At 67.5% G+C, this 23,804-nt stretch carries 19 protein-coding genes; 11 read left to right on the top strand and 8 right to left on the bottom strand.

Annotated elements, in window-relative coordinates; translation table 11 throughout:
* Window positions 1-7: 7 nt before the first annotated feature.
* Complete coding sequence (locus BLT78_RS06370) at window positions 8-3,196, top strand: efflux RND transporter permease subunit (protein WP_090348185.1); 3,189 nt, start codon at window positions 8-10, stop codon at window positions 3,194-3,196.
* Entirely contained in the window at window positions 3,193-4,587 is a 1,395-nt protein-coding gene (locus BLT78_RS06365; protein ID WP_090348184.1) for an efflux transporter outer membrane subunit, read from the top strand. The genes BLT78_RS06370 and BLT78_RS06365 overlap by 4 nt, the downstream gene beginning before the upstream one ends.
* A gap of 142 nt (window positions 4,588-4,729) precedes the next feature.
* Here BLT78_RS06365 and BLT78_RS06360 read toward each other — a convergent pair whose 3' ends face one another.
* Window positions 4,730-6,076 (bottom strand): amidohydrolase, encoded by a 1,347-nt coding sequence (locus BLT78_RS06360; RefSeq protein ID WP_090348183.1) that lies wholly within the window; start codon window positions 6,074-6,076, stop codon window positions 4,730-4,732.
* 99 nt (window positions 6,077-6,175) lie between these two features.
* Between BLT78_RS06360 and BLT78_RS06355 the strand changes: the two genes are divergently transcribed.
* Window positions 6,176-7,123, top strand: a complete 948-nt coding sequence (locus tag BLT78_RS06355) for a LysR family transcriptional regulator (protein ID WP_331715148.1) — start codon at window positions 6,176-6,178, stop codon at window positions 7,121-7,123.
* Between the two features lie 450 nt (window positions 7,124-7,573).
* Window positions 7,574-8,803 carry a DUF3422 domain-containing protein gene (locus BLT78_RS06350; protein WP_090348181.1) on the top strand — a complete coding sequence of 410 codons (1,230 nt, stop codon included), beginning with the start codon at window positions 7,574-7,576 and terminating at the stop codon, window positions 8,801-8,803.
* Window positions 8,804-8,891: 88 nt separating this feature from the next.
* On the opposite strand, the gene BLT78_RS06345 is transcribed toward BLT78_RS06350, so the two are convergent.
* The 6 genes from BLT78_RS06345 to oscA form a co-directional block, all read right to left on the bottom strand.
* Window positions 8,892-10,415, bottom strand: a complete 1,524-nt coding sequence (locus BLT78_RS06345; RefSeq protein WP_197673145.1) for a BCCT family transporter — start codon at window positions 10,413-10,415, stop codon at window positions 8,892-8,894.
* Between the two features lie 624 nt (window positions 10,416-11,039).
* Window positions 11,040-12,029 (bottom strand): sulfate/molybdate ABC transporter ATP-binding protein, encoded by a 990-nt coding sequence (locus BLT78_RS06340; protein ID WP_090348180.1) that lies wholly within the window; start codon window positions 12,027-12,029, stop codon window positions 11,040-11,042.
* A gap of 3 nt (window positions 12,030-12,032) precedes the next feature.
* Window positions 12,033-12,908 (bottom strand): sulfate ABC transporter permease subunit CysW, encoded by an 876-nt coding sequence (gene cysW, locus BLT78_RS06335; RefSeq protein ID WP_090348179.1) that lies wholly within the window; start codon window positions 12,906-12,908, stop codon window positions 12,033-12,035.
* Window positions 12,909-12,918: 10 nt separating this feature from the next.
* Complete coding sequence (gene cysT / locus BLT78_RS06330; protein ID WP_090348178.1) at window positions 12,919-13,737, bottom strand: sulfate ABC transporter permease subunit CysT; 819 nt, start codon at window positions 13,735-13,737, stop codon at window positions 12,919-12,921.
* Window positions 13,738-13,839: 102 nt separating this feature from the next.
* Complete coding sequence (locus BLT78_RS06325; protein WP_090348177.1) at window positions 13,840-14,835, bottom strand: sulfate ABC transporter substrate-binding protein; 996 nt, start codon at window positions 14,833-14,835, stop codon at window positions 13,840-13,842.
* Window positions 14,836-15,039: 204 nt separating this feature from the next.
* Window positions 15,040-15,225 (bottom strand): sulfur starvation response protein OscA, encoded by a 186-nt coding sequence (gene oscA, locus BLT78_RS06320; protein ID WP_090348176.1) that lies wholly within the window; start codon window positions 15,223-15,225, stop codon window positions 15,040-15,042.
* A 260-nt stretch (window positions 15,226-15,485) separates the two neighbouring features.
* Between oscA and BLT78_RS06315 the strand changes: the two genes are divergently transcribed.
* From BLT78_RS06315 to BLT78_RS06305, 3 genes are all read left to right on the top strand, one after another.
* Window positions 15,486-16,067 carry an RBBP9/YdeN family alpha/beta hydrolase gene (locus BLT78_RS06315; RefSeq protein ID WP_090348175.1) on the top strand — a complete coding sequence of 194 codons (582 nt, stop codon included), beginning with the start codon at window positions 15,486-15,488 and terminating at the stop codon, window positions 16,065-16,067.
* A 77-nt stretch (window positions 16,068-16,144) separates the two neighbouring features.
* Window positions 16,145-16,990, top strand: a complete 846-nt coding sequence (locus BLT78_RS06310) for a sigma 54-interacting transcriptional regulator (RefSeq protein ID WP_157719493.1) — start codon at window positions 16,145-16,147, stop codon at window positions 16,988-16,990.
* A 251-nt stretch (window positions 16,991-17,241) separates the two neighbouring features.
* On the top strand, window positions 17,242-18,573 hold the full coding sequence (locus BLT78_RS06305) for an OprD family porin (protein WP_090348174.1): 1,332 nt from the start codon (window positions 17,242-17,244) through the stop codon (window positions 18,571-18,573).
* 245 nt (window positions 18,574-18,818) lie between these two features.
* On the opposite strand, the gene BLT78_RS06300 is transcribed toward BLT78_RS06305, so the two are convergent.
* On the bottom strand, window positions 18,819-19,817 hold the full coding sequence (locus tag BLT78_RS06300; RefSeq protein ID WP_090348173.1) for a sulfate ABC transporter substrate-binding protein: 999 nt from the start codon (window positions 19,815-19,817) through the stop codon (window positions 18,819-18,821).
* 238 nt (window positions 19,818-20,055) lie between these two features.
* Between BLT78_RS06300 and BLT78_RS06295 the strand changes: the two genes are divergently transcribed.
* The 4 genes from BLT78_RS06295 to ssuD all read left to right on the top strand — a co-directional run bounded on the left by BLT78_RS06295 (window position 20,056) and on the right by ssuD (window position 23,727).
* Window positions 20,056-20,694, top strand: a complete 639-nt coding sequence (locus BLT78_RS06295; RefSeq protein ID WP_090348172.1) for a peroxiredoxin — start codon at window positions 20,056-20,058, stop codon at window positions 20,692-20,694.
* A gap of 85 nt (window positions 20,695-20,779) precedes the next feature.
* Window positions 20,780-21,367 (top strand): NADPH-dependent FMN reductase, encoded by a 588-nt coding sequence (gene ssuE / locus BLT78_RS06290; protein ID WP_090348171.1) that lies wholly within the window; start codon window positions 20,780-20,782, stop codon window positions 21,365-21,367.
* 150 nt (window positions 21,368-21,517) lie between these two features.
* Window positions 21,518-22,480 carry a sulfonate ABC transporter substrate-binding protein gene (locus BLT78_RS06285; protein WP_090348170.1) on the top strand — a complete coding sequence of 321 codons (963 nt, stop codon included), beginning with the start codon at window positions 21,518-21,520 and terminating at the stop codon, window positions 22,478-22,480.
* A 98-nt stretch (window positions 22,481-22,578) separates the two neighbouring features.
* Window positions 22,579-23,727 carry an FMNH2-dependent alkanesulfonate monooxygenase gene (gene ssuD / locus BLT78_RS06280; protein WP_090348169.1) on the top strand — a complete coding sequence of 383 codons (1,149 nt, stop codon included), beginning with the start codon at window positions 22,579-22,581 and terminating at the stop codon, window positions 23,725-23,727.
* Window positions 23,728-23,804: the final 77 nt, after the last annotated feature.

The raw sequence follows: 23,804 nt of genomic DNA, 5'->3' as shown, positions 1-23,804 counted from the left end.
GAGCGCCATGAACTTCTCGCAATTCTTCATCCAGCGGCCGATCTTCGCCGCGGTGCTGTCGCTGCTGATCCTCATCGGCGGCGGCATCTCGCTGTTCCAGCTGCCGATCAGCGAGTACCCGGAAGTGGTGCCGCCCACCGTGGTGGTGCGCGCCAACTTCCCCGGCGCCAACCCCAAGGTGATCGGCGAGACCGTGGCCGCGCCGCTGGAGCAGGCCATCGTCGGCGTCGAGGGCATGCTCTACATGTCCTCGCAGTCGACCAACGACGGCAAGCTCAGCCTGACCGTCACCTTCGCCCTCGGCACCGACCTGGACAACGCCCAGGTGCAGGTGCAGAACCGCGTCACCCGCAGCATGCCGACCCTGCCGACCGAAGTGCAGCGCCTCGGCGTGACCGTGGACAAGGCCTCTCCCGACCTGACCATGGTGGTGCACCTGACCTCGCCGGATAACCGCTACGACATGCTCTACCTGTCCAACTACGCCGCGCTCAACGTCAAGGACGAGCTGGCGCGGTTGGACGGCGTGGGCGACGTGCAGCTGTTCGGCATGGGCGACTACTCGCTGCGCGTCTGGCTCGACCCGAACAAGGTCGCCTCGCGCAACCTCACCGCCAGCGACGTGGTCGCCGCCATCCGCGAGCAGAACCGCCAGGTGGCGGCCGGCGCGCTCGGCGCCCCGCCGGTGGCGGGCGGCAACAGCTTCCAGCTGTCGATCAACGCGCAGGGCCGCCTGGTCAGCGAGGAGGAGTTCGAGAACATCGTCGTGCATGTCGGCGCGCAGGGCGAAATCACCCGCCTGAAGGACATCGCCCGCGTCGAACTGGGTTCGAGCCAGTACGCCCTGCGCTCGCTGCTGAACAACCAGCCGGCGGTGGCCATCCCGGTGTTCCAGCGTCCCGGCTCCAATGCCATCGCGATCTCCGACGCGGTGCGTCAGCGCATGGCCGAGCTGAAGCGGAACTTCCCGCAGGGCGTGGACTACCAGATCGTCTACGACCCGACCATCTTCGTCCGTGGCTCGATCGAGGCGGTGGTGCACACCCTGCTCGAAGCCGTGGTGCTGGTGGTGCTGGTGGTGATCCTGTTCCTGCAGACCTGGCGCGCCTCGATCATCCCGCTGGCGGCGGTGCCGGTGTCGCTGATCGGCACCTTCGCGGTGATGCACCTGCTGGGCTTCTCGCTCAACGCCCTGTCACTGTTCGGCCTGGTGCTGGCCATCGGCATCGTGGTCGACGACGCCATCGTCGTGGTGGAGAACGTCGAGCGCAACATCGGTCTGGGCAAGTCGCCGGTCGAGGCGACCCGCCAGGCCATGAAGGAAGTCACCGGGCCGATCATCGCCACCGCCCTGGTGCTGTGCGCGGTGTTCGTGCCGACCGCGTTCATCTCCGGCCTGACCGGGCAGTTCTACCAGCAGTTCGCGCTGACCATCGCCATCTCCACGGTGATCTCGGCATTCAACTCGCTGACCCTCTCCCCGGCCCTGGCCGCCGTGCTGCTCAAGGACCACCACACGCCCAGGGACCGCTTCTCGCGCCTGCTCGACCGCCTGCTCGGCGGCTGGCTGTTCGCCCCGTTCAACCGTCTGTTCGAGCGCGCCAGTCACGGCTACGTCGGCAGCGTGCGTCGCGTGCTACGCGGCAGCTCGATCGCCATGCTGATCTACGGCGGCCTGCTCGGCCTCGGCTACCTCGGCTTCTCGAGCACTCCGACCGGCTTCGTGCCGCCGCAGGACAAGCAGTACCTGATCGCCTTCGCCCAGCTGCCGGATGCCGCCACCCTCGACCGCACCGAGGCGGTGATCAAGCGCATGTCGGACATCGCCGGCCAGCACCCCGGCGTGGCGGACACCGTGGCCTTCCCGGGCCTATCGATCAACGGCTTCACCAACAGCCCGAACAGCGGCATCGTGTTCACCCCGCTCAAGCCGTTCGACGAGCGCAAGGATCCGTCGATGTCCGCCGGCGCCATCGCCGCCGAGCTGAACAGGCAGTTCGCCGGTATCCAGGACGCCTACATCGCCATCTTCCCGCCGCCGCCGGTGATGGGCCTCGGCACCATCGGCGGCTTCCGCCTGCAGCTGGAGGATCGCGGCGGCCTCGGTTACGAGGAGCTGTACCGGCAGACCCAGAACATCATCGCCAAGGCGCGCCAGCTGCCGGAGCTGAACCCGATGTCGGTGTTCACCAGCTACCAGGTCAACGTGCCGCAGGTCGATGCCGCCATCGACCGCGAGAAGGCCAAGACCCACGGCGTGGCGATCAGCGACATCTTCGACACCCTGCAGGTGTACCTGGGTTCGCTGTACGCCAACGACTTCAACCGCTTCGGCCGCACCTACCAGGTCAACGTCCAGGCCGACCAGCAGTTCCGCCTCGAGCCCGAGCAGATCGGCCAGCTCAAGGTGCGCAACGACCGTGGCGAGATGATCCCGCTGTCCACCTTCGTCAAGGTGCAAGACAGCGCAGGCCCCGACCGGGTGATGCACTACAACGGCTTCATCACCGCCGAACTCAACGGCGCGGCCGCCCCCGGCTACAGCTCGGGCCAGGCCGAGGCCGCCATCGCCCGGCTGCTCGCGGCCGAACTGCCCAACGGCATGAGCTACGAGTGGACCGATCTGACCTACCAGCAGATCCTCGCCGGCAACACCGCGGTGTTCATCTTCCCGCTCTGCGTGCTGCTGGCTTTCCTGGTGCTGGCCGCCCAGTACGAGAGCTGGAGCCTGCCGCTGGCGGTGATCCTGATCGTGCCGACCGTGCTGGTCTCGGCCATCGCCGGGGTGATCCTGAGCGGCGGCGACAACAACATCTTCACCCAGATCGGTCTGATCGTGCTGGTCGGCCTGGCCTGCAAGAACGCCATCCTCATCGTCGAGTTCGCCAAGGAGCTGCAGGAGGCCGGCATGGATCGCGTCGCCGCCGTGCTGGAAGCCTGCCGCCTGCGTCTGCGCCCGATCCTGATGACCTCCATCGCCTTCATCATGGGCGTGGTGCCGCTGGTGCTGTCCTCCGGCGCCGGCGCCGAGATGCGCCATGCCATGGGCGTGGCGGTGTTCTCCGGGATGATCGGGGTGACCTTCTTCGGCCTCTTGCTGACCCCGGTGTTCTACGTGCTGATCCGCGGCGTGGTGGAGCGGCGCGAAGCGCGCAAGGCTGCCCGCGCACCGCAACTGAAGGAAGCTCACGCATGATCCACAAGGCATTCGCCCCGGCCCTGCTGGCCCTGGCCCTCTCCGCCTGCGCCGTCGGCCCGGACTACCAGGCGCCGGCCCCCGCGCCGGCGCAGCTGGGCAGCCTGGAAGCCGCTGGCTACGATCGCAGTCGTTTCGAGACGACCTGGTGGCGGCAGTTCGACGACCCGACCCTGAGCCAGCTGGTGGCGCAGGCGCTGGACGGCAACCGCGAACTGCGCGTGGCCTTCGCCCGTTTCCAGGCGGCCCGCGCGCTGCGCGACGATGCGGCCAACGACCGACTGCCGACCGTCACCAGCCGCGCCAGCGGCGACTTCGGCAAGTCCCAGCAGCCCGGCTTCGGCGAGCAGCGGGTGCAGGTCGAGCGCTACGACCTCGGCCTGGACATGGCCTGGGAGCTCGACCTGTTCGGCCGCATCCAGCGGCAGATCGAGGCCAGCGCGGCGCAGAGCGAGGCCGCCGAGGCGGCGCTGTACCAGCTGCAGGTCAGCCTGATCGCCGAGCTGGTCGATGCCTACGGCAACCTGCGCGGCGCCCAGCTGCGCGAGCGCATCGCCCGCGCCAACCTGCACAATCAGCAGGAGTCGCGTGACCTGATCGAGCAGCTGCGCGATGCCGGCGTCGGCAGCGAACTGGACGTGCTGCGCAGCGACGCCCGTCTGGCCGCCACCGAGGCCAGCCTGCCGCAGCTGCAGGCCGAGGCCGCGCGTGCCCGCCATCGCATCGCCACCCTGCTCGGCCAGCGGCCGGAGCAGTTGAACGTGGATCTGGCGCCCAAGCCGCTGCCGGTGATCGCCAAGGCCCTGCCGATCGGCGATCCCGCCGAGCTGCTGCGCCGCCGTCCCGACATCCGCGTGGCCGAACGCCAGCTGGCGGCCGCCACCGCCAATGTCGGGGTGGCCACCGCCGACCTGTTCCCGCGGGTGAGCCTGGCGGGCTTCCTCGGCTTCACCGCCGGGCGCGGCTCGCAGCTGGGCGCCGCAGATGCGCGCGCCTGGGGCGTGGCGCCGACGCTCAGCTGGGCGGCCTTCGACTTCGGCAGCGTGCGTGCCCGTCTGCGCGGCGCCGAGGCCGAGGCCGACGGCGCGCTGGCGCAGTACGAGCAGCAGGTATTGCTGGCCCTCGAGGAAACCGCGAACGCCTTCAGCGACTACGGCAAGCGCCAGCAGCGTCTGCTGTCGCTGGTACGCCAGGCGGAGGCCAGCCGCGCCGCCGCCGAGCAGGCGGCGATCCGCTACCGCGAGGGTGTGGTGGACTTCCTGGTGCTGCTCGACGCCGAGCGCGAACGGCTGGCCGCCGAGGATGCCCAGGCCCAGGGCGAGGTCGAGCTGTATCGCGGCATCGTCGGTATCTACAAGGCGCTTGGCGGGGGCTGGCAGCCGAGTAGCTGATGAACGACAAAGCCCGGTCGGGGGAGCCCGCCGGGCTTCATGTCATGCCTCGCTGCCACCTGCTGGCCGCCCTGCGCCACAACAACCGCCTGAGCGCTCCGCAGAACGCCTGCCACGACTCGCGCGGTCAGGCGTCCGCGCCTCAAGGATTGGGCGAGTTCAGGTAGTCCAGCGCCAACGCCACCATGCTGCGCGCACCGACGGCCAGCGCGGCTTCATCGATCTTGAAATAGGGCGAATGGTTGGGCGCGGCGGTTTTCGGGTCCTGCTTCGGGTCGGTCGAGCCGAGGAAGAAGAACAGGCCCGGCACCTGCTTCTGATAGGCCGAGAAGTCTTCGGAGGCGCTGAGCTTGGGCGCGATCACCGCCTGGCCGCCGGTGACCTGGCGCAGGGTCGGGGCCATACGCTCGGTCAGGCTGGCATCGTTGACGGTGGTGGCATAGGCCGGCTTGAGGAACTTGATCTCGGCCTTGGCGCCGCTGGCCTGGGCGATGGACTCGGCGGTGACCTGCATGCGCTTGAGCGTTTCGTCGCGCATGCCGTCATCGAAGGTGCGAACGGTGCCGAGCATCTCGACGCTTTCCGGGATGATGTTTTCCCGGTTGCCGCCGTGGATCGAGCCGATCGAAATGACCGCCGGCTCGCGCGACAGGTTGAGCTGGCGGCTGACGATGGTCTGCATGCCCATGATGATCTGTGCGGAACTCACGATGGGGTCGATGCCGTTCCACGGGAAACCGCCGTGGGTCTGCTTGCCCGTGACCTTCAGGGCAAAGGCGTCGCCGGAGGCCAGGATCGGGCCGGGGCGATAGGCGACCGTGCCGGTCGGGAAGGCCGGAATCAGATGCAGGCCGAAGATGGCGTCGACCTTCGGGTTCTCCAGCACGCCGGCGTCGATCATCGCCTGTGCGCCGATGTGCGCATGCTCGTCGTGCGGCTCCTCGGAGTGACCTTCCTCCGCGGGCTGGAAGATGAACTTGACGGTGCCCGGAATCTGCTCGCGCATGCCCGCCAGCACTTCGGCGGTCGCCATCAGGATGGCGGTGTGCCCGTCATGCCCGCAGGCGTGCATGACATCCACCTCCTTGCCCATGTGCATGCCCTTGGCCTTGGAGGCGAACGGCAGGTCGGTCAGCTCCTTGATCGGCAGGGCGTCCATGTCCGCGCGCAAGGCAACCACCCTGCCCGGCCTGCCGCCTTCGAGGATGCCGACCACGCCGGTGCCACCGACACCGGTGCTGACCTTGAGACCCAGGCTGCGCAGGTGATCGGCGACCAGCCTGGCGGTGCGATGCTCCTGGTTGGACAGCTCCGGATGCTGGTGGATGTCGCGCTGCCAGCCGATCATCTTGCTTTCGATGGCGCCGACACGGGACTGGATACTGGTCAGCACACTCGCCTCGATGGCCTGGGCGGGTGCGGCAAGGCTCAACCACATGCTGCTCGTTGCCAGCCCGATGGCGGCGAGCTGCAGATTTTTTCTTGTCATTTTTCTGCTCCGAAGCACTCGATCATGCTGGCCCGGTGGCCAGCTGGATTAACCATACAAAGCGCTTTACGATGCGTCTAATGTTAAATTTTCATTATTTTGATTACATGGTGTAATCCTTTGAACCTCAATCACCTTCGCCACCTGGTGGCGCTCGCCGAGCATCAGTCGTTCCGCAAGGCAGCCGATGCGCTCTGCCTGACCCAGCCGGCGCTGAGTCGCAGCCTGCAGGCCCTGGAGCAGGAGCTGGGGGTGCGCCTGATCGACCGCCTGGGCAAGCGCAACATCCTCACTGCCCATGGCCGACAGGTGGTCGACCATGCCCGGCGGATGCTGTTCGAGGCCGCCGAATTGCAGCGCGGCATCAGGCAGCTGGAAAGCGGCCAGCTCGGCGACCTCAGCCTCGGTCTGGGGCCGACGCCGGCCGCGATCCTGATGACGCCGTTCCTGCGCCACATGGCGACCGCGCATCCGCGCGTCAGGGTCAAGGTGGCCCGCGGTGCGGTGAACCGGCTGCTGCAGTCCCTGCGCGAGGAGGCGGTGGACATCATCGTCATCGACCACCGGGCCCTGGCCGTCTCGGACGATCTGCAGGTCGAGCTGCTGCCGCCGCTGCGCGGCGGTTTCGTCTGCCGCGCCGGGCATCCCTTGCGCGAACCTGCCCAGGCCGATCTGCAGGCATTGCGCGCGTACCCCGTGGCGTCCATGCCGCTGAGCGACGAAATCGCCCGCAACCTGGTCACCGAGCTGGGTACCGACGCCCATCCCGAGCGCTTGATGACGATCAGTTGCGAGGATGTGAGCAGCGTGCTCGAGGTCGTCGAGGCCACGGATGCGGTCTTCTTCGGCATCTTCGCCAGCGCCCGCGCACATCTGGCGGATGGCCGGCTGCATGAGCTGCGGGTGCAGCCACATGTCGAACGCACCGGGCAGTATGCGCTGGTCAGTCTCGCCGGTCGCAGCGAGTCGCCGGCGCTGACGCTCTTTCGCCGCTTCGTGCACGCGTACTTCAAGGAGTGCGCGGAGGATCCGGCCGGCGGCGATTGAGCGTGGTTCGCCCGCGGGCATGCCCTGCTGGGCAAAGCGTGCCGGTCCCCGGCTCCGGCGCGTCAGGAGCAGAGTCGGGGATCGGCCAGCCGAATCAGCTGCGCGCTTCCTGGCACACGCCCTTGAGGAAGCCGACCACCACCCGCACGAACAGCAGCTGCCAGCCCGACGCCTACGGCACCTTCAACGAGGTGCCCCGCCGGGCTTCATGTCATGCCTCGGAGTTGGCGCATGCCCCCGGCCTGGTCGAACTTCCACGCCGGGAGCCGCGCTTTCTTGAAAGTAGAAAGTCTAAAAAAACGCTCTTGATCGTTGAAAAAAGACCAGAAGCCGTACCACCATTCAATCAGCCTCACGCCGTGTCCAGCGGCACCGCCAGCGTGGGCAGGAGGTGACCCGTAGGTGAGCAACTGACGTCCCCCGAACAACCCTCCAGCGCAGCAAGCCCACATGCATCCTCTTCGACAAGCCCTGCACAACGAACTGCATTCCCGGCCATCCATCTACTTCCGCGAGCCGGCCCACGTCTACCACTACGCCTTCGCCGATACCGAGCATGTCTGCGATGCACTGGTGCAGCGCCTGAATCTGGCCGCCGACACCATGCTGGCGACCAACGACTCGCAGGCGCTGATGCGCCTTGGCGATTCCACCCTCAAGTGGGAGCGCCACACGGAGTTCTTCACGCTCACACTGATGGTGCCGAGGCAGGCTGGCGATGCCAACTGGCCGCCGCCACCGCCGGCGCTCGAGACGCTGATCGCCGACTACCGGCATCTGCTGATCAACGCCGATCAGGTGCTGGTCGTGGCGCACGAGCACTGGGCTGGCGACACCGCCCACTATGGCTTCAAGGATCCGGCGGGCTCCGACATAGGTGGCGGCGATGCGGTCGTCTGGTCGGACTTCCGTCTCGCCGAGGACGGTATCAACCGCCTCCTGCTGGTCAACCGATGCCTCAACGCTTATCGGCTGGGACGCATGATCCGCCGCCTGTTCGAGATCGAAACCTACCGGATGATGGCCTCCCTGGCCCTGCCGGTGGCCCAGAAGGTTAGCCTTGAGCTCAGAGAGTACGAGCGGGAGCTTACTCGGCTATCGGACCTCAACGCCGAGGGCAGCAGCAGCGCCAAGGACTTGTCGGCCGACATCTCCGCGCTCTCCGCGCACATCGTGCGCATGACCGCGCGTACCCGCCAACGCTTCAGCGCGACCGAGGCCTACGCGAAGATCGTCTCCGAGCGGATCAACGAGCTGCGCGAGTCCCGCACCGGCGACTGCCAGCGCCTGGGGGTGTTCATCGAGCGGCGTTTCCGGCCTACGGTGCGCTACTGCGCCGCCACCGACCAGCGCCTGGAGCGTCTTGGCCGGAGCGTGGCCAACCTCGGCGACTTGCTGCAGGCCCGTGTGCAGGTCGAGATGGAGGAGCAGAATGCGGAGATCCTCAGCAGCCTCAGCGCCCGTGCCGATACCCAGATCAAGATCCAGAAGGCGGTGGAAGGCCTGTCCATCATCGCCATCAGCTACTACCTGCTGAGCCTGTTCAAGCTGCTGTATGCCGGCCTGTACAGCCTCGGCGTGGAAATACCCGCGAAGACCGCCATCATCGGCCTTGCCCCGCTCGCGCTGCTGATCCTGGGTGGCATCCTCCTGAACATCCGAAGAGCCAAGCGTCACTGAGGAGAGGCAACCCCCGGGCGAATCGACCGATCCTGCTCTGGCCAAGCGGGCTGCCCGCTTTGGCCAGAGCACGGATCCGGCAACGGAATCAGCTGCGCGCTTCCTGGCACACACCCTTGAGGAAGCCGATCATCAGCAGCAGCATCAGCGCCATGAACGGCAGCCCCATGACGACCGTGCCAGCCTGGATGCTCTTCAGCGCGGTGTCACCGCCGATCACGAACAGGGTGATGGTCACCAGGGCGATCATCACCAGCCAGAGCACGCGCTGCACGCGGGAGGTATCCGGATCGCCACCGGCGGCCAGGTTGTCCACCACCAGGGTTCCGGAGTCGACCGAGGTGACCATGAAGATCACCAGCAGCACGACCACCAGCCCCGAGGTGATCGCCGGCATCGGCAGGGCTTCGAGGAACTGGAAGATGGCAAGGTTGATGTCGTTCAGCCCCTGGGCCAGGGGGCTGGACCCCGCGATCACCTGGGCGATCGCCCCGCCACCGAAGGCGGTGAACCAGAGAACGGCCGCCACGGTCGGCGCCAACAGCACCATCGCCACCATCTGGCGCAGAGTCCGGCCACGGGAGACCCGTGCGATGAACACGCCTACCAGCGGCCCCCAGGAGCACCACCAGCCCCAGTAGAACACCGTCCAGCCCTGCAGCCATTCCTGGTCGGGACGGTCGATCCAGTTGCTCAGCGGCAGGAAGTACTCGGCGTAGTCGAGGGTCGTGCTCAGCACCCCGGCACCGAAGGTCATCACCCCGACGCCGACCACCACCAGCACGAACAGCGCCAGGGCGAGCAGCATGTTGAGGTTGCTGAGCAGCTTGACCCCGGCATCCAGCCCGCGCCACAGGGAGAAGCCCGCCAGCCCGGTCACCGCGAGGATGAACAGCAGCTGCCAGCCGAACGAGTTGGGCTGGCCCATCACATGGGCCAGCCCGGAGGTGGCCTGCATGGCGCCCAGGCCCAGCGAGGCGGCCAGACCGAACACCGTCAGCACCACGGTGAACACATCCACCATCTGCCCGATCACCCCTCTGGACGCCTTGCCGATCAGCGGCTGCAGGCCGGAGCTGAGGGCGAACGGCAGCCCCTTGTTGTAGGCGAAGAAACCGACCACCAGTGCGGTGACCAGGTAGATGGCCCAGGGATGGAAGCCCCAGTGGAACACGGTGGCGCCCATGGCCGCATGGGCCGCCTCGGGGGTGTGCTTGGCCACGTTGAGCGGCGTCTTCCACCACTCGGTGTACTGCGCCACCGGTTCGGCCACGCCCCAGTACAGCAGGCCGACGCCCATACCGGCGGCGAACATCATCGAAAACCAGGACAGGGTGCTGAATTCCGGCTTGGCATCCTTGCCGCCCAGGCGGATCCGCCCCAGCGGCGAAATGGCCAGGCCGACGCAGAACAGCACGGCCAGGTTGCCCATGATCATGATGAACCAGTCCATGTTCTGCAGGACCCAGCTCTTGATGCCTTCCAGCGTCTGACCGGAGAGCGCCGGACTGCTCAGTGCCAGCACGACCAGAAGCGTCACGATGAGCATCGAGACAGGGAAGATCACGCGATGGACGTTGAACCCCATCAGCCGGATGTTGCTGTCTGACATGTCTGCTGCACCGCCCGCCGGCTGCTGGTGGATGGGTAAATCTCTCATGCATGGGCCCCTGTTGTTCAAATTGTATGGCGGCCACGCAAGCGGCGCGCACTTTATCCATGGGGAGCGCAAGGCGAGTCGCGTGCCTGCACGCTCCGGGCTCGCTCACCGGCGTCATGCCTGTGCCGGCGGCTGCCCGTCTCCCCTGCGGATCGCCTTGCCCTCCCGGAGCATGACCGAACGGCTGCGGCCGCCACAGGCTCGCCCCGACAGGCGCAACGAGCGGCGACCGCACCTCGCCGGGAGCCGATCGGAAGTGACCGGAGCCCGGCAGGCCGCGCGCTTGCGACGATCCGGCCGGACAGGCACGGCGCGGCTGCGCCACCTGCCCGACGGGCTTGAACGATACTTGGTTGGCGGGCGGGACTCGTTACCGAATCGCGACACCTCGCGTCTCAGCCCCGACGACGGGGCTGGCGGGTGTACTGGGGCGGCCGTGCAGCGTGAGACGGCGCCCGGCGGGGGCGGGATGGTGGGCGGCCGCTCGGGCCGCCGGGGGGCGGGATCGCCGGCGGGGACGCACGCGCTCGGACCAGGGTGCTGCGCAAGGCCCCGGCCCGACCACGGGGGCGAGCGTCAGGGCGCCGGGCGCAGACCGTCGGTGCCCGGACGGAAGTACAGGCGGTCGCCACGCTGCAGGCCGACCAGGCTGGCGTGGCTCTTCACCACCTCGGCCTCGATCGGCTCGCCCTGCCCCTCGACCCGCAGGGTCACCCGGGTGATGGCGCCGAGCGGGCGGATGTCGCGCACTTCGGCGCCCCGGTGGTCGGCCAGCGGCTCGCGCGACAGCGACACTTCATGCGGGCGGAACAGGATGTGGCCCGCGTCGCCCAGGTGCAGGCGGTTGGAGTCGCCGAGGAAGTGGTAGACGAAGTCGCTGGCCGGCTGCTCGTAGACCTCGCCCGGCGCGCCGATCTGCTCGATCACGCCCTTGTTCATCACCACGATGCGGTCGGCGACCTCCATGGCCTCCTCCTGGTCGTGGGTGACGAACACCGAGGTCAGGTTGATCTCCTCGTGCAGGCGCGCCAGCCAGCGGCGCAGCTCCTTGCGCACCTTGGCGTCCAGCGCACCGAACGGCTCGTCGAGCAGGAGGATCTTCGGCTCCACCGCCAGCGCGCGGGCCAGGGCGATGCGCTGGCGCTGGCCGCCGGAGAGCTGCTCCGGGTAGCGGTCGGCCAGCCAGTCGAGCTGCACCATGCCGAGCAGCTCGTGGACCTTGGCCCTGATCTGCGTCTCGCTCGGCCGCTCGCGCTTGGGCTTCATGCGCAGGCCGAAGGCGACGTTGTCGAACACCGTCATGTGGCGGAACAGCGCGTAGTGCTGGAACACGAAGCCGACGTTGCGGTCGCGCACGTCGTGGCCGGAGACGTCCTCGCCGTGGAAGGCGATGCTGCCCACGTCCGGGGTCTCCAGGCCGGCGATGATGCGCAGCAGGGTGGTCTTGCCGCAGCCGGACGGGCCGAGCAGCGCCACCAGCTCGCCGCTGTGGATCTCCAGGTTGATGTCGTTGAGGGCCTGGAAGGCGCCGAAGCGCTTGCTGACGTTGCGGATCTCGATACTCATGGCTTATTCCTCGGCAGCATTCGACTTGAGGCGGGTCAGACGGCTTTCGCTCCACTGCTTGAGCAGCAGGATGCACAGCGCCAGGGCCAGCAGCAGGCTGGCGACGCTGAAGGCAGCGACGTGGTTGTACTCGTTGTAGAGGATCTCGACGTGCAGCGGCAGGGTGTTGGTGACGCCGCGGATATGCCCGGACACCACCGACACCGCACCGAACTCGCCCATCGCCCGCGCGCTGCACAGCACCACGCCGTAGATCAGCCCCCACTTGATGTTGGGCAGGGTGACGTGCCAGAACATCTGCCAGCCGTTGGCGCCGAGCAGGCGCGCGGCCTCCTCCTCCTGGGTGCCCTGCTCCTGCATCAGCGGGATCAGCTCGCGGGCGACGAAGGGCACGGTGACGAACACGGTGGCCAGCACGATGCCGGGCACGGCGAAGATGATCTGGATGTCGCGCTCCTGCAGCCACGGGCCAAAGAAGCCCTGGGCGCCGAACAGCAGCACGTAGATCAGGCCGGCGATCACCGGCGACACCGAGAACGGCAGGTCGATCAGGGTGACCAGGATGCTCTTGCCGCGGAACTCGTACTTGCTCACGCACCAGGCGGCGGCCACGCCGAACACCAGGTTGAGCGGCACGGCGATGCCGACGGCGGTCAGGGTCAGCTTCAGCGCGGCGATGGCGTCCGGCTCGAGGATCGCGGTGAAGAAGGTGCCCAGGCCCTGCTTGAGCGCCTCGCCGAGCACCACGTAGAGCGGCAGCAGCAGGAACAGGGCGAACACCAGCCAGGCGCCGGCGATCAGCAGGGAGCGGCCCAGCGCATGGCCGCGGCGGGCGGCGTTGCCCTGTGCGGCGCCGGAGGCGACGGTTACGGATGACATGGCAGCCTCCTCACGGCGTTTCGATGCGGCGCTGCAGCAGGTTGATCAGCAGCAGCAGGACGAAGGACACCACCAGCATCAGCACGCCGATGGCGGTGGCGCCGGTGTAGTCGTACTGGTCGAGCTTGACCATGATCAGCAGCGGCAGGATCTCGGTCTTCATCGGCATGTTGCCGGCGATGAAGATCACCGAACCGTACTCGCCGATGCCGCGGGCGAAGGCCAGGGCGAAGCCGGTCAACCAGGCCGGCAGCAGCGCCGGCAACAGCACGTGGCGGAACACCTGTAGCGGCTTGGCGCCGAGGCAGGCGGCGGCCTCCTCGACCTCGCGCGGAATGTCCTCCAGCACCGGCTGCAGGGTGCGCACCACGAACGGCAGGGTGACGAAGGTCAGCGCCAGGGTGATGCCCAGCGGGGTGTAGGCGATCTTCAGGCCGATCTCGGCGGCCAGGCTGCCGATCAGCCCCTTGGGCGCGTAGAGCGCGGTCAGGGCGATGCCGGCCACCGCGGTGGGCAGGGCGAACGGCAGGTCGATCATCGCGTCGATGATCTTGCGACCGGGGAAGCGGTAGCGCACCAGCACCCAGGCCAGCAGCAGACCGATCACGCCGTTGAGCAAGGCGGCGGCCAGGGCCACACCGAAGCTCAGCTTGAGCGCAGCGAGCACCCGCGGCGCGGTGACGATGGCCCAGAACTGCTCCCAGGTGAGCTGGGCCGCATGGACGAACATGGCACCCAGGGGAATCAGCACCAGGAGGCTGAGATACACCAGGGTGTAGCCCAGCGTCAGCCCGAAGCCGGGTATGACGGGGGAAGTGCGGCGGGACATAGGTTCCTCGCAAGTTTCTTGGCCCGGAGGCCTTCCGGGTTGGCGGTCAGGCGAAAGCCCCCGGTGCCGCCGGGCAACAGGGGCTCGATCGGCGGATGGCGATCACTGCGCCTTGTAGATCTGGTCGAACACCCCGCCATCGTTGAAGAACTTCGGCTGCGCGACCTTCCAGCCACCGAAGTCCTTGTCGATGGTCACCAGCTTCAGCGCCGGGAACTGCCGGACGAACTCGGCGGCCACCTTCTCGTTGCGCGGGCGGTAGAAGTGCTTGGCGGCGATGCGCTGGCCCTCCTCGCTGTACAGGTACTCGAGGTAGGCGGTGGCCAGCTCGCGGGTGCCCTTCTTGTCGACGTTCTTGTCGACCACCGCCACCGGCGGCTCGGCGAGGATCGACAGCGACGGCGCGACTATCTCGAAGTTCTCGCCGCCCTCCTCCTTCAGCGCGAGGAACGCCTCGTTCTCCCAGGCCAGCAGCACGTCGCCGATGTCGTTGTTGACGAAGGTGATGGTCGAGCCGCGGGCGCCGGTGTCGAGCACCGGGACGTTCTTGTACAGCTGCTCGACGAAGGCCTGGGCCTTGGCCTCGCTGCCGTACTTCTGCTGGGCGTAGGCCCAGGCGGCGAGGAAGTTCCAGCGCGCGCCGCCGGAGGTTTTCGGGTTGGGGGTGATCACCTCGACGCCCGGCTTGACCAGGTCGTCCCAGTCCCTGATCTGCTTGGGATTGCCCTTGCGCACCAGGAACACGATGGTCGAGGTGTAGGGGGTGCTGGCCTGCGGCAGGCGGCTCTGCCAGTCCTCGGGGATCAGCTTGCCGAGCTTGTGCAGCTCGTCGATGTCGCCGGCCAGGGCCAGGGTCACCACGTCGGCGCGCAGGCCGTCGATCACCGCGCGGGCCTGCTTGCCCGAGCCGCCGTGGGACTGCTGGATGGTCACCGGCGCGTGGCCCTGGGCCTGCCAGTGCTGGTTGAAGGCGGCGTTGTATTCCTGATACAGCTCGCGGGTCGGGTCGTAGGACACGTTGAGCAGGGTCTGCGCCTGTACGGCGGCGCTGAGAGACAGGCCGGCGATGGCGGCCAGGGCGAAACGGCGAATGGACATGCGTTGCTCCTCGGGCGTGCGTCACGGGCACGCCGGATGAAAGGGCGGAATGTGGCAAACGGGGTCGGGAACGACTTTTGGCGTCACATTCGCCAGCAACAGCGGCGGAAGGCTCGAGTGCTCATGTGCGTGCTCATGTTCTTGTCGGTGTCAGGATTCATGCTCACGCCCTCCGGTGGTCCAGTCGGGCTGGGAGATAGGGGGTCAGGCGGGCTTGTTGCCGGCCGGGGGTTGCAGGCGGAACTTTTCCTTGCGCTCGATCTGGACCACCTGGCCGTTGTGCACGGTGATCTCCACCGCGCCGAAACGCAGGCCATGCAGGGCGTTGTGGATCTCGCGCAACAGGCTGGCTTCGTCCTGGCCGGCGACGCTACGTAGGGTGGCGCTCATGCTGATGCTCCTTCGGTCTGGGCCTCCATTCGTCCGAGGAGGCTGCTGGGGCGCATCTTAGGCAGAGCTGAAATATTCTTAAAAATATTGTTTAAGAATTTTATTAGATCATTAAGAAATATAAGAGGCGCCGCGTCGCAGTCGGCAGCTCGCTCGGAAAAAACCAAAAGAAGGAATAAGCAAATGAATTTTTATTCCTTAACATGCATTCAAGCGTTGCCTAGACTGCACGGGTCCAACCATCCTGCGAGGGCTGCCCGATGCGCCGTCATGCCGTTCACTACCTGATCCTGCCGGGCTGGCAGGGCTCGCCCGCCGAGCACTGGCAGAGCCATTGGCAGCGCGTGCTGCCCGACGCCAGCCGGGTCGAGCAGGACGACTGGCAGCAGCCGCGGCGCGCCGACTGGGTCGCCCGCCTCGAGCAGCAGATTGCCGCCGCGCCGGGCCGTCTGGTGCTGGTGGCGCACAGCCTGGGCTGCATCACCCTCGCCCACTGGGCCAGCCAGGCCGCGCCGGCGCTGCTGACCAAGGTGCGCGGCGCGCTGCTGGTGGCGCCGGCGGACGTCGAGCGGCCCAACTGCCCGGAGGCGCTGCGGAACTTCGCGCCCATCCCCGAGCGACTGCTGCCGTTTCCGAGCCTGTTGGTCGGTTCGGACAACGACCCCGCCGCCTCGCCGGCCCGCGCCCTCGAGCTGGCCCGCGCCTGGGGCGCCGAACCGGTGCTGCTGCCCGGCGCCGGCCACATCAACGTCAAGTCCGGTCACTGCCAGTGGGAACAGGGGTTCGCCTACCTGTACCGCCTGCAGAACCTGATCGAGCAGAACGCTCGCCGCCTGGCCTGAGCCTGCAGATGAACGGCCACGCGGCGCACATCGCCCCCTTCTGAACGGCCGGGCATGGCTCCGGCCCGGAGCCTGCCATGAGTCCGCACAACCCCCTCAACCAGCCCATCCTGACCTTCGCCGACGCCGAGCGCAGCCCGTTGAGCATCCGCGCCAAGGCCCTGGTGTTCGTCGATCCGCGCTCGCAGCGACTGCACGACGAGGTCGAGCGCCTGGCGCCCGGCTACCAGCCGCTGCTGATCCGCGGCGAGACCGGCACCGGCAAGGAGCTGCTGGCCCGCCACATCCACCGCAGCAGTGGCCGGCCAGGGCTGTTCGTCGCCCTCAACTGCGCCAGTCTCAGCCCGCAGCACGGCGAGGCCGAACTGTTCGGCCACGTTGCCGGGGTCGCCAACGGCTCGGCGAGCAGCCGCGCCGGCTGGTTCGGCTCCGCCCATGGCGGCACCCTGTATCTGGACGAGATCGGCGACCTGACCCTGGCGCTGCAACACAAGCTGCTGCGCGCCCTGGAGACCCGCGAGGTATTGCGCGTCGGCGCGCGCGAGGCCAATCCGGTGGACGTGCGCCTGGTCGCCGCCACCAGCATCGAACTGCGGCGTGCCGTGGCGGTGGGCAAGTTCGACGCGCGGCTGTTCGACTACCTCGATCAGGGCCAGTTGCTCCTGCCACCGCTGCGCGAGAGGCCGGCGGACATCCTGCCGCTGGCCGGCTACTTCCTCGGCGTGCACGTCCAGCGTCTCGGCCTGCCGAGTGCGGAGATCTCACCCGCCGCCCAGCAGGTGCTGGAGACCTACGCCTGGCCGGGCAACACCCGCGAGCTGGAGAGCGTGATCCAGCAGGCCCTGCTGGTGTGCGCCGCGCACATCGAGCCCGAGCATCTGGCCCTGCCGCTGGCGCCCCCGGCGGGTGCGGGCGGCGCATGACGCGAATGGCGCCGCCGGGCGTGCGGCCTGCCCTGGCGCAGCTTCCCGGCTTATTGATCCGCCCTTTATATTCTAAATAAGAATAACAAAATAAAAATATATTCTTTTTGGGGTTATGCGTTTTCACATATCGTCACCACACCGACATGCGCATGTCACTTTCCATGACTGTCGGCCCGTGATTGCCCATTCGACCACGAAACGCCCGCACGGCCGGCTCATCCAGCACTCAAGCTTTGGAGCATCGAGCAATGAACAAGTCCACTCTGGCCCTGGCCATCGTGGCGGGCATCGTGGGTCTGCCATCCGTGCAGCAGGCGTCCGCCGCAGGTTTCATCGAAGACGGCAAGGCCACCCTCGGCCTGCGCAACTTCTATTTCGAACGCAACGCCAAGAACACCACCAACGACAACAGCGAAGCCAGCGAGTGGGGCCAGGGCTTCATCTTCAACTACGCCTCCGGCTACACCGAAGGCACCGTGGGCTTGGGCGTGGACGCCATCGGCCTGCTCGGCGTCAGGCTGGACTCCGGCGGCCGTGATAACAAGGCCGGTCGCGACCGCACCCCCGGTCATCTGTTCCCGCTGGAGAGCGACGGCAGCGCGGTGGACGAGTACAGCAAGGCCGGCCTGACCGCCAAGGCCAAGGTCTCCAGGACCGAACTGCGCCTCGGCACCCTGCAGCCCAAGCTGCCGGTGGTGACCTTCAACGACGGTCGCCTGCTGCCGCAGCTGTTCGAGGGCGGCCAGATCACCTCCGGCGAGATCGACGACCTGACCCTCACCGCCGGCCAGCTGGAGCACGCCAAGGGCCGCAGCTCTACCGACAGCACCGGCCTGCGCATCGGCGGCGCGAGTGGCGATGCCGACACCAACAAGTTCTACTTCGCCGGCGGCGATTACAAGCTGACCAAGGATCTGACTGCGCAGTACTACTTCGGCAACCTCGAGGACTTCTACGAGCAGCACTTCCTCGGCCTGGTGCACAGCTGGGCGCTGCCGGTCGGTGCGCTGAAGACCGACCTGCGCTACTTCGACAGCAGCTCCGACGGCAACAACGCCAGCTTCGCCGGCCGCGCCGAAGGCTATCGCAGCAACGGTTTCTGGAAGGCCGGAGACACCAACGCCGGCGAGGTCGACAACCGCACCTGGAGCGCGCTGTTCACCTATACCCTCGGCGCGCATGCCCTCGATCTGGGCTACCAGCAGGTCGACGGCGACAGCGACTTCCCCTTCCTCAACCAGGGCGACGGCGCCTCCAGCTACCTGATCACCGACCGCCAGATCGCCAAGTTCCAGAACGCCGGCGAGCGTACCTGGCTGGCCGGCTACGGCTACGACTTCGCCACGCTCGGCGCGCCGGGCCTGAAGGCCAGCGTGGTCTACCTGAGCGGCGACAACATCGACGCGGCCAATGGCGAGAACAAGGAGTGGGAACGCGACTTGCGCCTCGACTACACGCTGCAGGACGGCGCGCTCAAGGGCCTGAACCTCTCCTGGCGCAACGCCAGCCTGCGCGGCAATGACAGCACCGACCTCGACGAGAACCGCCTGATCGTCAGCTACACCCTGCCGCTGCTGTAAGCCGGCAGCCGCAACCGTTACCCGGCACAGCCCGGCGGAACGATCCGCCGGGCTTTTCGCCGTTTGCCGGTGCTACTCCGCATCAGGCATCGGGCATCCGGCATCCGGCGCGTCAAGGATGAGTGACGACCTATTGCCGGGATGAACCGCCATCACGGCGTGCCGCCGAGCAGCCTGGCGGTCTGCCCAGACGACAAGAAGCCCGGCCGGGTTGCCCCGCCGGACTTTGCAGTTGCGCGCTGGGCTTACTGCGCGGCGTAGGCCTGGTCGAACACCCCACCGTCGTTGAAGTGGGTCTTCTGGATCTGCGGCCACTCGCCGAAGGTCTTGACCGCATCGAGCAGCTCGACCCGTGGGAAGCGGTCGGCGAACTCCTCGAGGATCGCCGGGTTGCGCGGGCGCAGGTAGTTGGCGGCGGCGATGCGCTGGCCCTCCTCGGACCACAGGTACTTGAGGTAGGCCTCGGCCTCGGCGCGGGTACCCTTCTTGTCGACCACCTTGTCGACCACCGCCACCGGCGGTTCGGCCTGCACCGACACGCTCGGATAGACCACCTCAAACTCGCCGCGGCCGAACTCGCGGGCGATCATCTCCGCCTCGTTCTCGAAGGTCACCAGCACGTCGCCGATCTGGTTCTGCATGAAGGTGGTGGTCGCCGCGCGGCCGCCGGTATCCAGCACCGGCGCCTGGCGGAACAGCTTGCCGACGAACTCGCGCGCCGCGGCCTCGTCGCCGCCGTTTTTCAGCACGTAGCCCCAGGCCGACAGGTAGGTGTAGCGGCCGTTGCCCGAGGTCTTCGGGTTGGGCACCACCACCTGCACGCCGTCCTTGAGCAGGTCCGGCCAGTCCTTGAGGCCCTTGGGGTTGCCCTTGCGCACGATGAACACGGTGGCCGAGGTGAAGGGTGCGCTGTGGTCGGGCAGGCGTGCGGCCCAGTCCTGCGGCACCAGCTGGCCGTGGTCATGCAGGGCGTTGATGTCGGTGGCCATGTTCATGGTGATCACATCGGCCGGCAGGCCGTCGATCACCGCGCGCGCCTGCTTGCTGGAGCCGCCGTGGGACATCTGGATCTGCAGCGGCTTGCCGCCCTCGGCCTGCCAGTGTTTCTGGAAGGCGACGTTGTACTCCTTGTAGAAGTCGCGCATTACGTCGTAGGAGACGTTGAGCAGGCTGGCGGCCTGAGCCGCGCCGGAGGCCAGCGCCACGCTGGCGGCCAGCAGAGAAGAGGTGAGCAGTCGCTTCATCGGGCAATCCCTGGGATCTGGACAGAGGAAAGCAGGACTATAGAAAAGCCCATTTATTCCATAAAAGAATATTTGGTTACTTGATTAGTCTTGAAATGCATAAACAAGGCCGGATCTGGCAGCCAGCCTTATATCTCCAAAAGGAATTAGAAAATATAAATTTATTCGTTTTAAACCTGATCGATCCTGAGCATAGTGGCTTCCACCCAAGGACATCCCCTCATCCAGGAGCATGATCATGAGCATCCGCCTCGGCGACATCGCCCCCGACTTCGAACAGGAATCCAGCGTCGGCCGCATCCGTTTCCACGAGTGGCTCGGCGACAGCTGGGGCATCCTGTTCTCCCACCCGGCCGACTTCACCCCGGTTTGCACCACCGAACTGGGCTTTACCGCCAAGCTCAAGAACGAATTCGCCCAGCGCGGCGTCAAGGCCATCGCCCTGTCGGTCGACCAGGTGGACTCGCACCTGAAGTGGATCGAGGACATCGAGGAGACCCAGGACACCCGGGTCAACTTCCCGATCCTCGCCGACGCCGACCGCAAGGTGTCCGACCTCTACGACCTGATCCACCCGAACGCCAACGACACCCTGACCGTGCGCTCGCTGTTCATCATCGACCCGGCCAAGAAGGTGCGCCTGATCATCACCTACCCGGCGAGCACCGGGCGCAACTTCCACGAGATCCTGCGGGTGATCGACTCGCTGCAACTGACCGACCACCACAAGGTCGCCACCCCGGCCAACTGGCAGGACGGCGACGAGGTGGTGATCGTGCCCTCACTCAAGGACGAGGCGGAGATCCAGCAGCGCTTCCCGAAAGGCTACCGCGCGGTGAAGCCCTACCTGCGCCTGACGCCGCAGCCGAACCGCTGAGTTTCAACCCTCAAGCCACGCATGGGGTTTGGGGTCTGCTTGGCAGAACAGGCCCCTTTTTTATTCATACGAGAAGGAAACAGTGATGCTGGTCGTATCCCTTTCCGGCAGCCCTTCCCTGCAGTCGCGCTCCGCCGGCCTGCTCGACTGGTCGCGGCGCTGGCTGAGTGCGCGCGGCGTGGAAGTGGCCAGCTTCGGCGTGCGCGACTTCGCCGCCGAGGACCTGCTCCACGGGCGCTTCGACAGTCCGCAGGTCATCGAACTGGCCGAGCGCGTGCGCCAGGCCGACGGCCTGCTGATCGCCACGCCGGTGTACAAGGCCGCCTATTCCGGCGCGCTGAAGACCCTGCTCGACCTGCTGCCCGAGCGTGCCCTGGCCCACCAGGTGGTGCTGCCGCTGGCCACCGCCGGCAGCCCGGCGCACCTGCTGGCGCTGGACTACGCACTCAAGCCGGTACTCGCCTCGCTGAAGGCCGAGGAAGTGCTGCAGGGCGTGTTCGCCGACGACTCGCAGACCCGCTATCAGGACGATGGCCTGTGGCTTGCTCCTGAGCTGGAGCAACGCCTGGAAATCGCCCTGGAGCAGTTCTACCAGGCACTGGTACGCCGTCCGCGCCATCTGGAGCCAGGGCAGCTCGAACAGCAGCTGCTCGACGCCCGCTGGAGCGTCTGAACCACCGCTTTCCCTCCGGGCGAGCGCTCCCGCGCAGCCCCTCTCTTTTCCGCCCCGCCCATACGGGAAGGGGGCAGTAAAAGTCCTCACTCGTCCGTCAACGGACCGGCAGGCACCCACCACTACCGACTTGCATACAAGGAGAGCGCCATGCGCACTACCTACCTGCGTCGCGGACTGGTCGCCCTGCTGGCCGCCGCGATCTCTTCCGCCGCCCTCGCCGCCGACGACACGCACACCCTGCGTATCGGCTACCAGAAGTACGGCTCCCTGGTCCTGCTCAAGGCCAAGGGCACCCTGGAACAGCGCCTCGCTGAACAGGGCGTCAAGGTGCAGTGGACCGAGTTCCCCGGCGGCCCGCAGCTGCTGGAAGGCCTCAACGTCGGCTCGGTCGACTTCGGCGTGACCGGCGAGACCCCGCCGGTGTTCGCCCAGGCCGCCGGTGCCGACCTGCGCTACGTCGCCTACGAGCCGCCGGCGCCGACCGGCGAGGCGATCCTGGTGCCCAAGGACTCGACCATCAAGAGCGTGGCCGAGCTGAAGGGCAAGAAGGTCGCCCTCAACAAGGGCTCCAACGTGCACTACCTGCTGGTGCGCGCCCTGGAGGACGTCGGTCTGTCCATCAAGGACATCACCCCGGTATACCTGCCGCCGGCCGACGCCCGCGCCGCCTTCGAGCGCGGCAGCGTCGATGCCTGGGTGATCTGGGACCCCTTCCAGGCCGCCGCCGAGCAGCAGTTGTCGGCGCGCCCCCTGCGCGACGGCAGCGGACTGGTCGACAACCACCAGTTCTACCTGGCCAGCGGCAGCTACGCGAAGCAGCACCCGCAGGTGGTCGGCGCGCTGATCGAGGAAATCCGCGCCATCGGCGAGCAGGCCAAGGCCGATCCGGCCAAGGTCACCGCCCAGGTCGCCCCCTTGATCGGTCTGCCGGCCGACATCACCCACAAGGCAGTCGCCCGCCAGGGCTACGGCGCCCAGCCGCTGACGCCCGAGGTGGTCGCCGCCCAGCAGAAGATCGCCGACACCTTCGCCGACCTGAAGCTGATCCCCAGGCGCCTGAGCATCAAGGACGTGGTCTGGACCCCGCCAGCCAGGGTCGCCCAGCACTGACGTTCCCGGCGAGCGGCCCGCTGCGGCCGCTCGACACCCCGAATCACCGCGCGCGGACAAGCCCTCCCCCACGCGCGCCCGCATGAAGGATGATTGCGATGAGTCTGAACATCTTCTGGTTTCTCCCCACCCACGGCGACGGCCACTACCTGGGCACCGCCGAAGGCGCCCGCGCCGTCGACCACGGCTACCTGACCCAGGTGGCGCAGGCCGCCGACCGCTTGGGCTACGGCGGCGTGCTGATCCCCACCGGGCGCTCCTGCGAGGACTCCTGGCTGGTCGCCGCCTCGCTGATCCCGGCCACCCAGCGCCTGAAGTTCCTGGTCGCCCTGCGCCCGGGGATCATCTCGCCGACCGTGGCCGCCCGCCAAGCGGCGACCCTCGACCGCCTGTCGGGCGGCCGCGCGCTGTTCAACCTGGTCACCGGCGGCGATCCGGACGAGCTGGCCGGAGACGGCCTGCACCTCACCCACGCCGAACGCTATGAAGCCGCCGACGAATTCACCCGCGTGTGGAAACGCGTGCTGAGCGGCGAGACCGTCGATCTCGACGGCAAGCACATCCAGGTCAAGGGCGCCAAGCTGCTCTACCCGCCGATCCAGCAGCCGCATCCGCCGCTGTACTTCGGCGGCTCCTCGGCGGCCGCTCACGAACTGGCCGCCGAGCAGGTCGACCTGTACCTGACCTGGGGCGAGCCGCCGCAGGCGGTGGCCGAGAAGATCGCCGACGTGCGCGCCCGCGCCGCCAAACACGGCCGCACGGTGAAGTTCGGCATCCGCCTGCACGTGATCGTCCGCGAGACCAACGCCGAAGCCTGGGCCGCCGCCGAGCGGCTGATCAGCCACCTCGACGACGACACCATCGCCAGGGCGCAGGCCTCGCTGGCGCGCTTCGACTCGGTCGGCCAGCAGCGCATGGCCGCCCTGCATGGCGGCAAGCGCGACAGGCTGGAAGTGGCGCCGAACCTGTGGGCCGGGGTCGGTCTGGTGCGCGGCGGCGCCGGCACCGCGCTGGTCGGCGACGGCCCGACCGTGGCGGCGCGGGTCAAGGAGTACGCCGACCTCGGCATCGACACCTTCGTGTTCTCCGGCTATCCGCACCTGGAAGAGTCCTACCGGGTCGCCGAGCTGCTGTTCCCGCACCTGGACATCGCCCAGCCGCAGCGTCCCGAGAGCCGCGGCTACGTCAGCCCGTTCGGCGAGATGATCTCCAGCGACATCCTGCCCAAGGCGGCCGCGCAGAGCTGAGGCCGCGAACCCCCACTCGCCTTGGGCGCGCCGTAGGGGCGAATTCATTCGCCTACCACAACGCACCCAGGGCGAAT

The organism is Pseudomonas oryzae (assembly GCF_900104805.1).
In the GTDB taxonomy this organism is placed as follows: Bacteria; Pseudomonadota; Gammaproteobacteria; order Pseudomonadales; family Pseudomonadaceae; genus Geopseudomonas; species Geopseudomonas oryzae.
The sequence above is the reverse complement of the archived record's forward strand: the minus strand, read 5'-3'. Positions and strand labels throughout refer to the sequence as shown.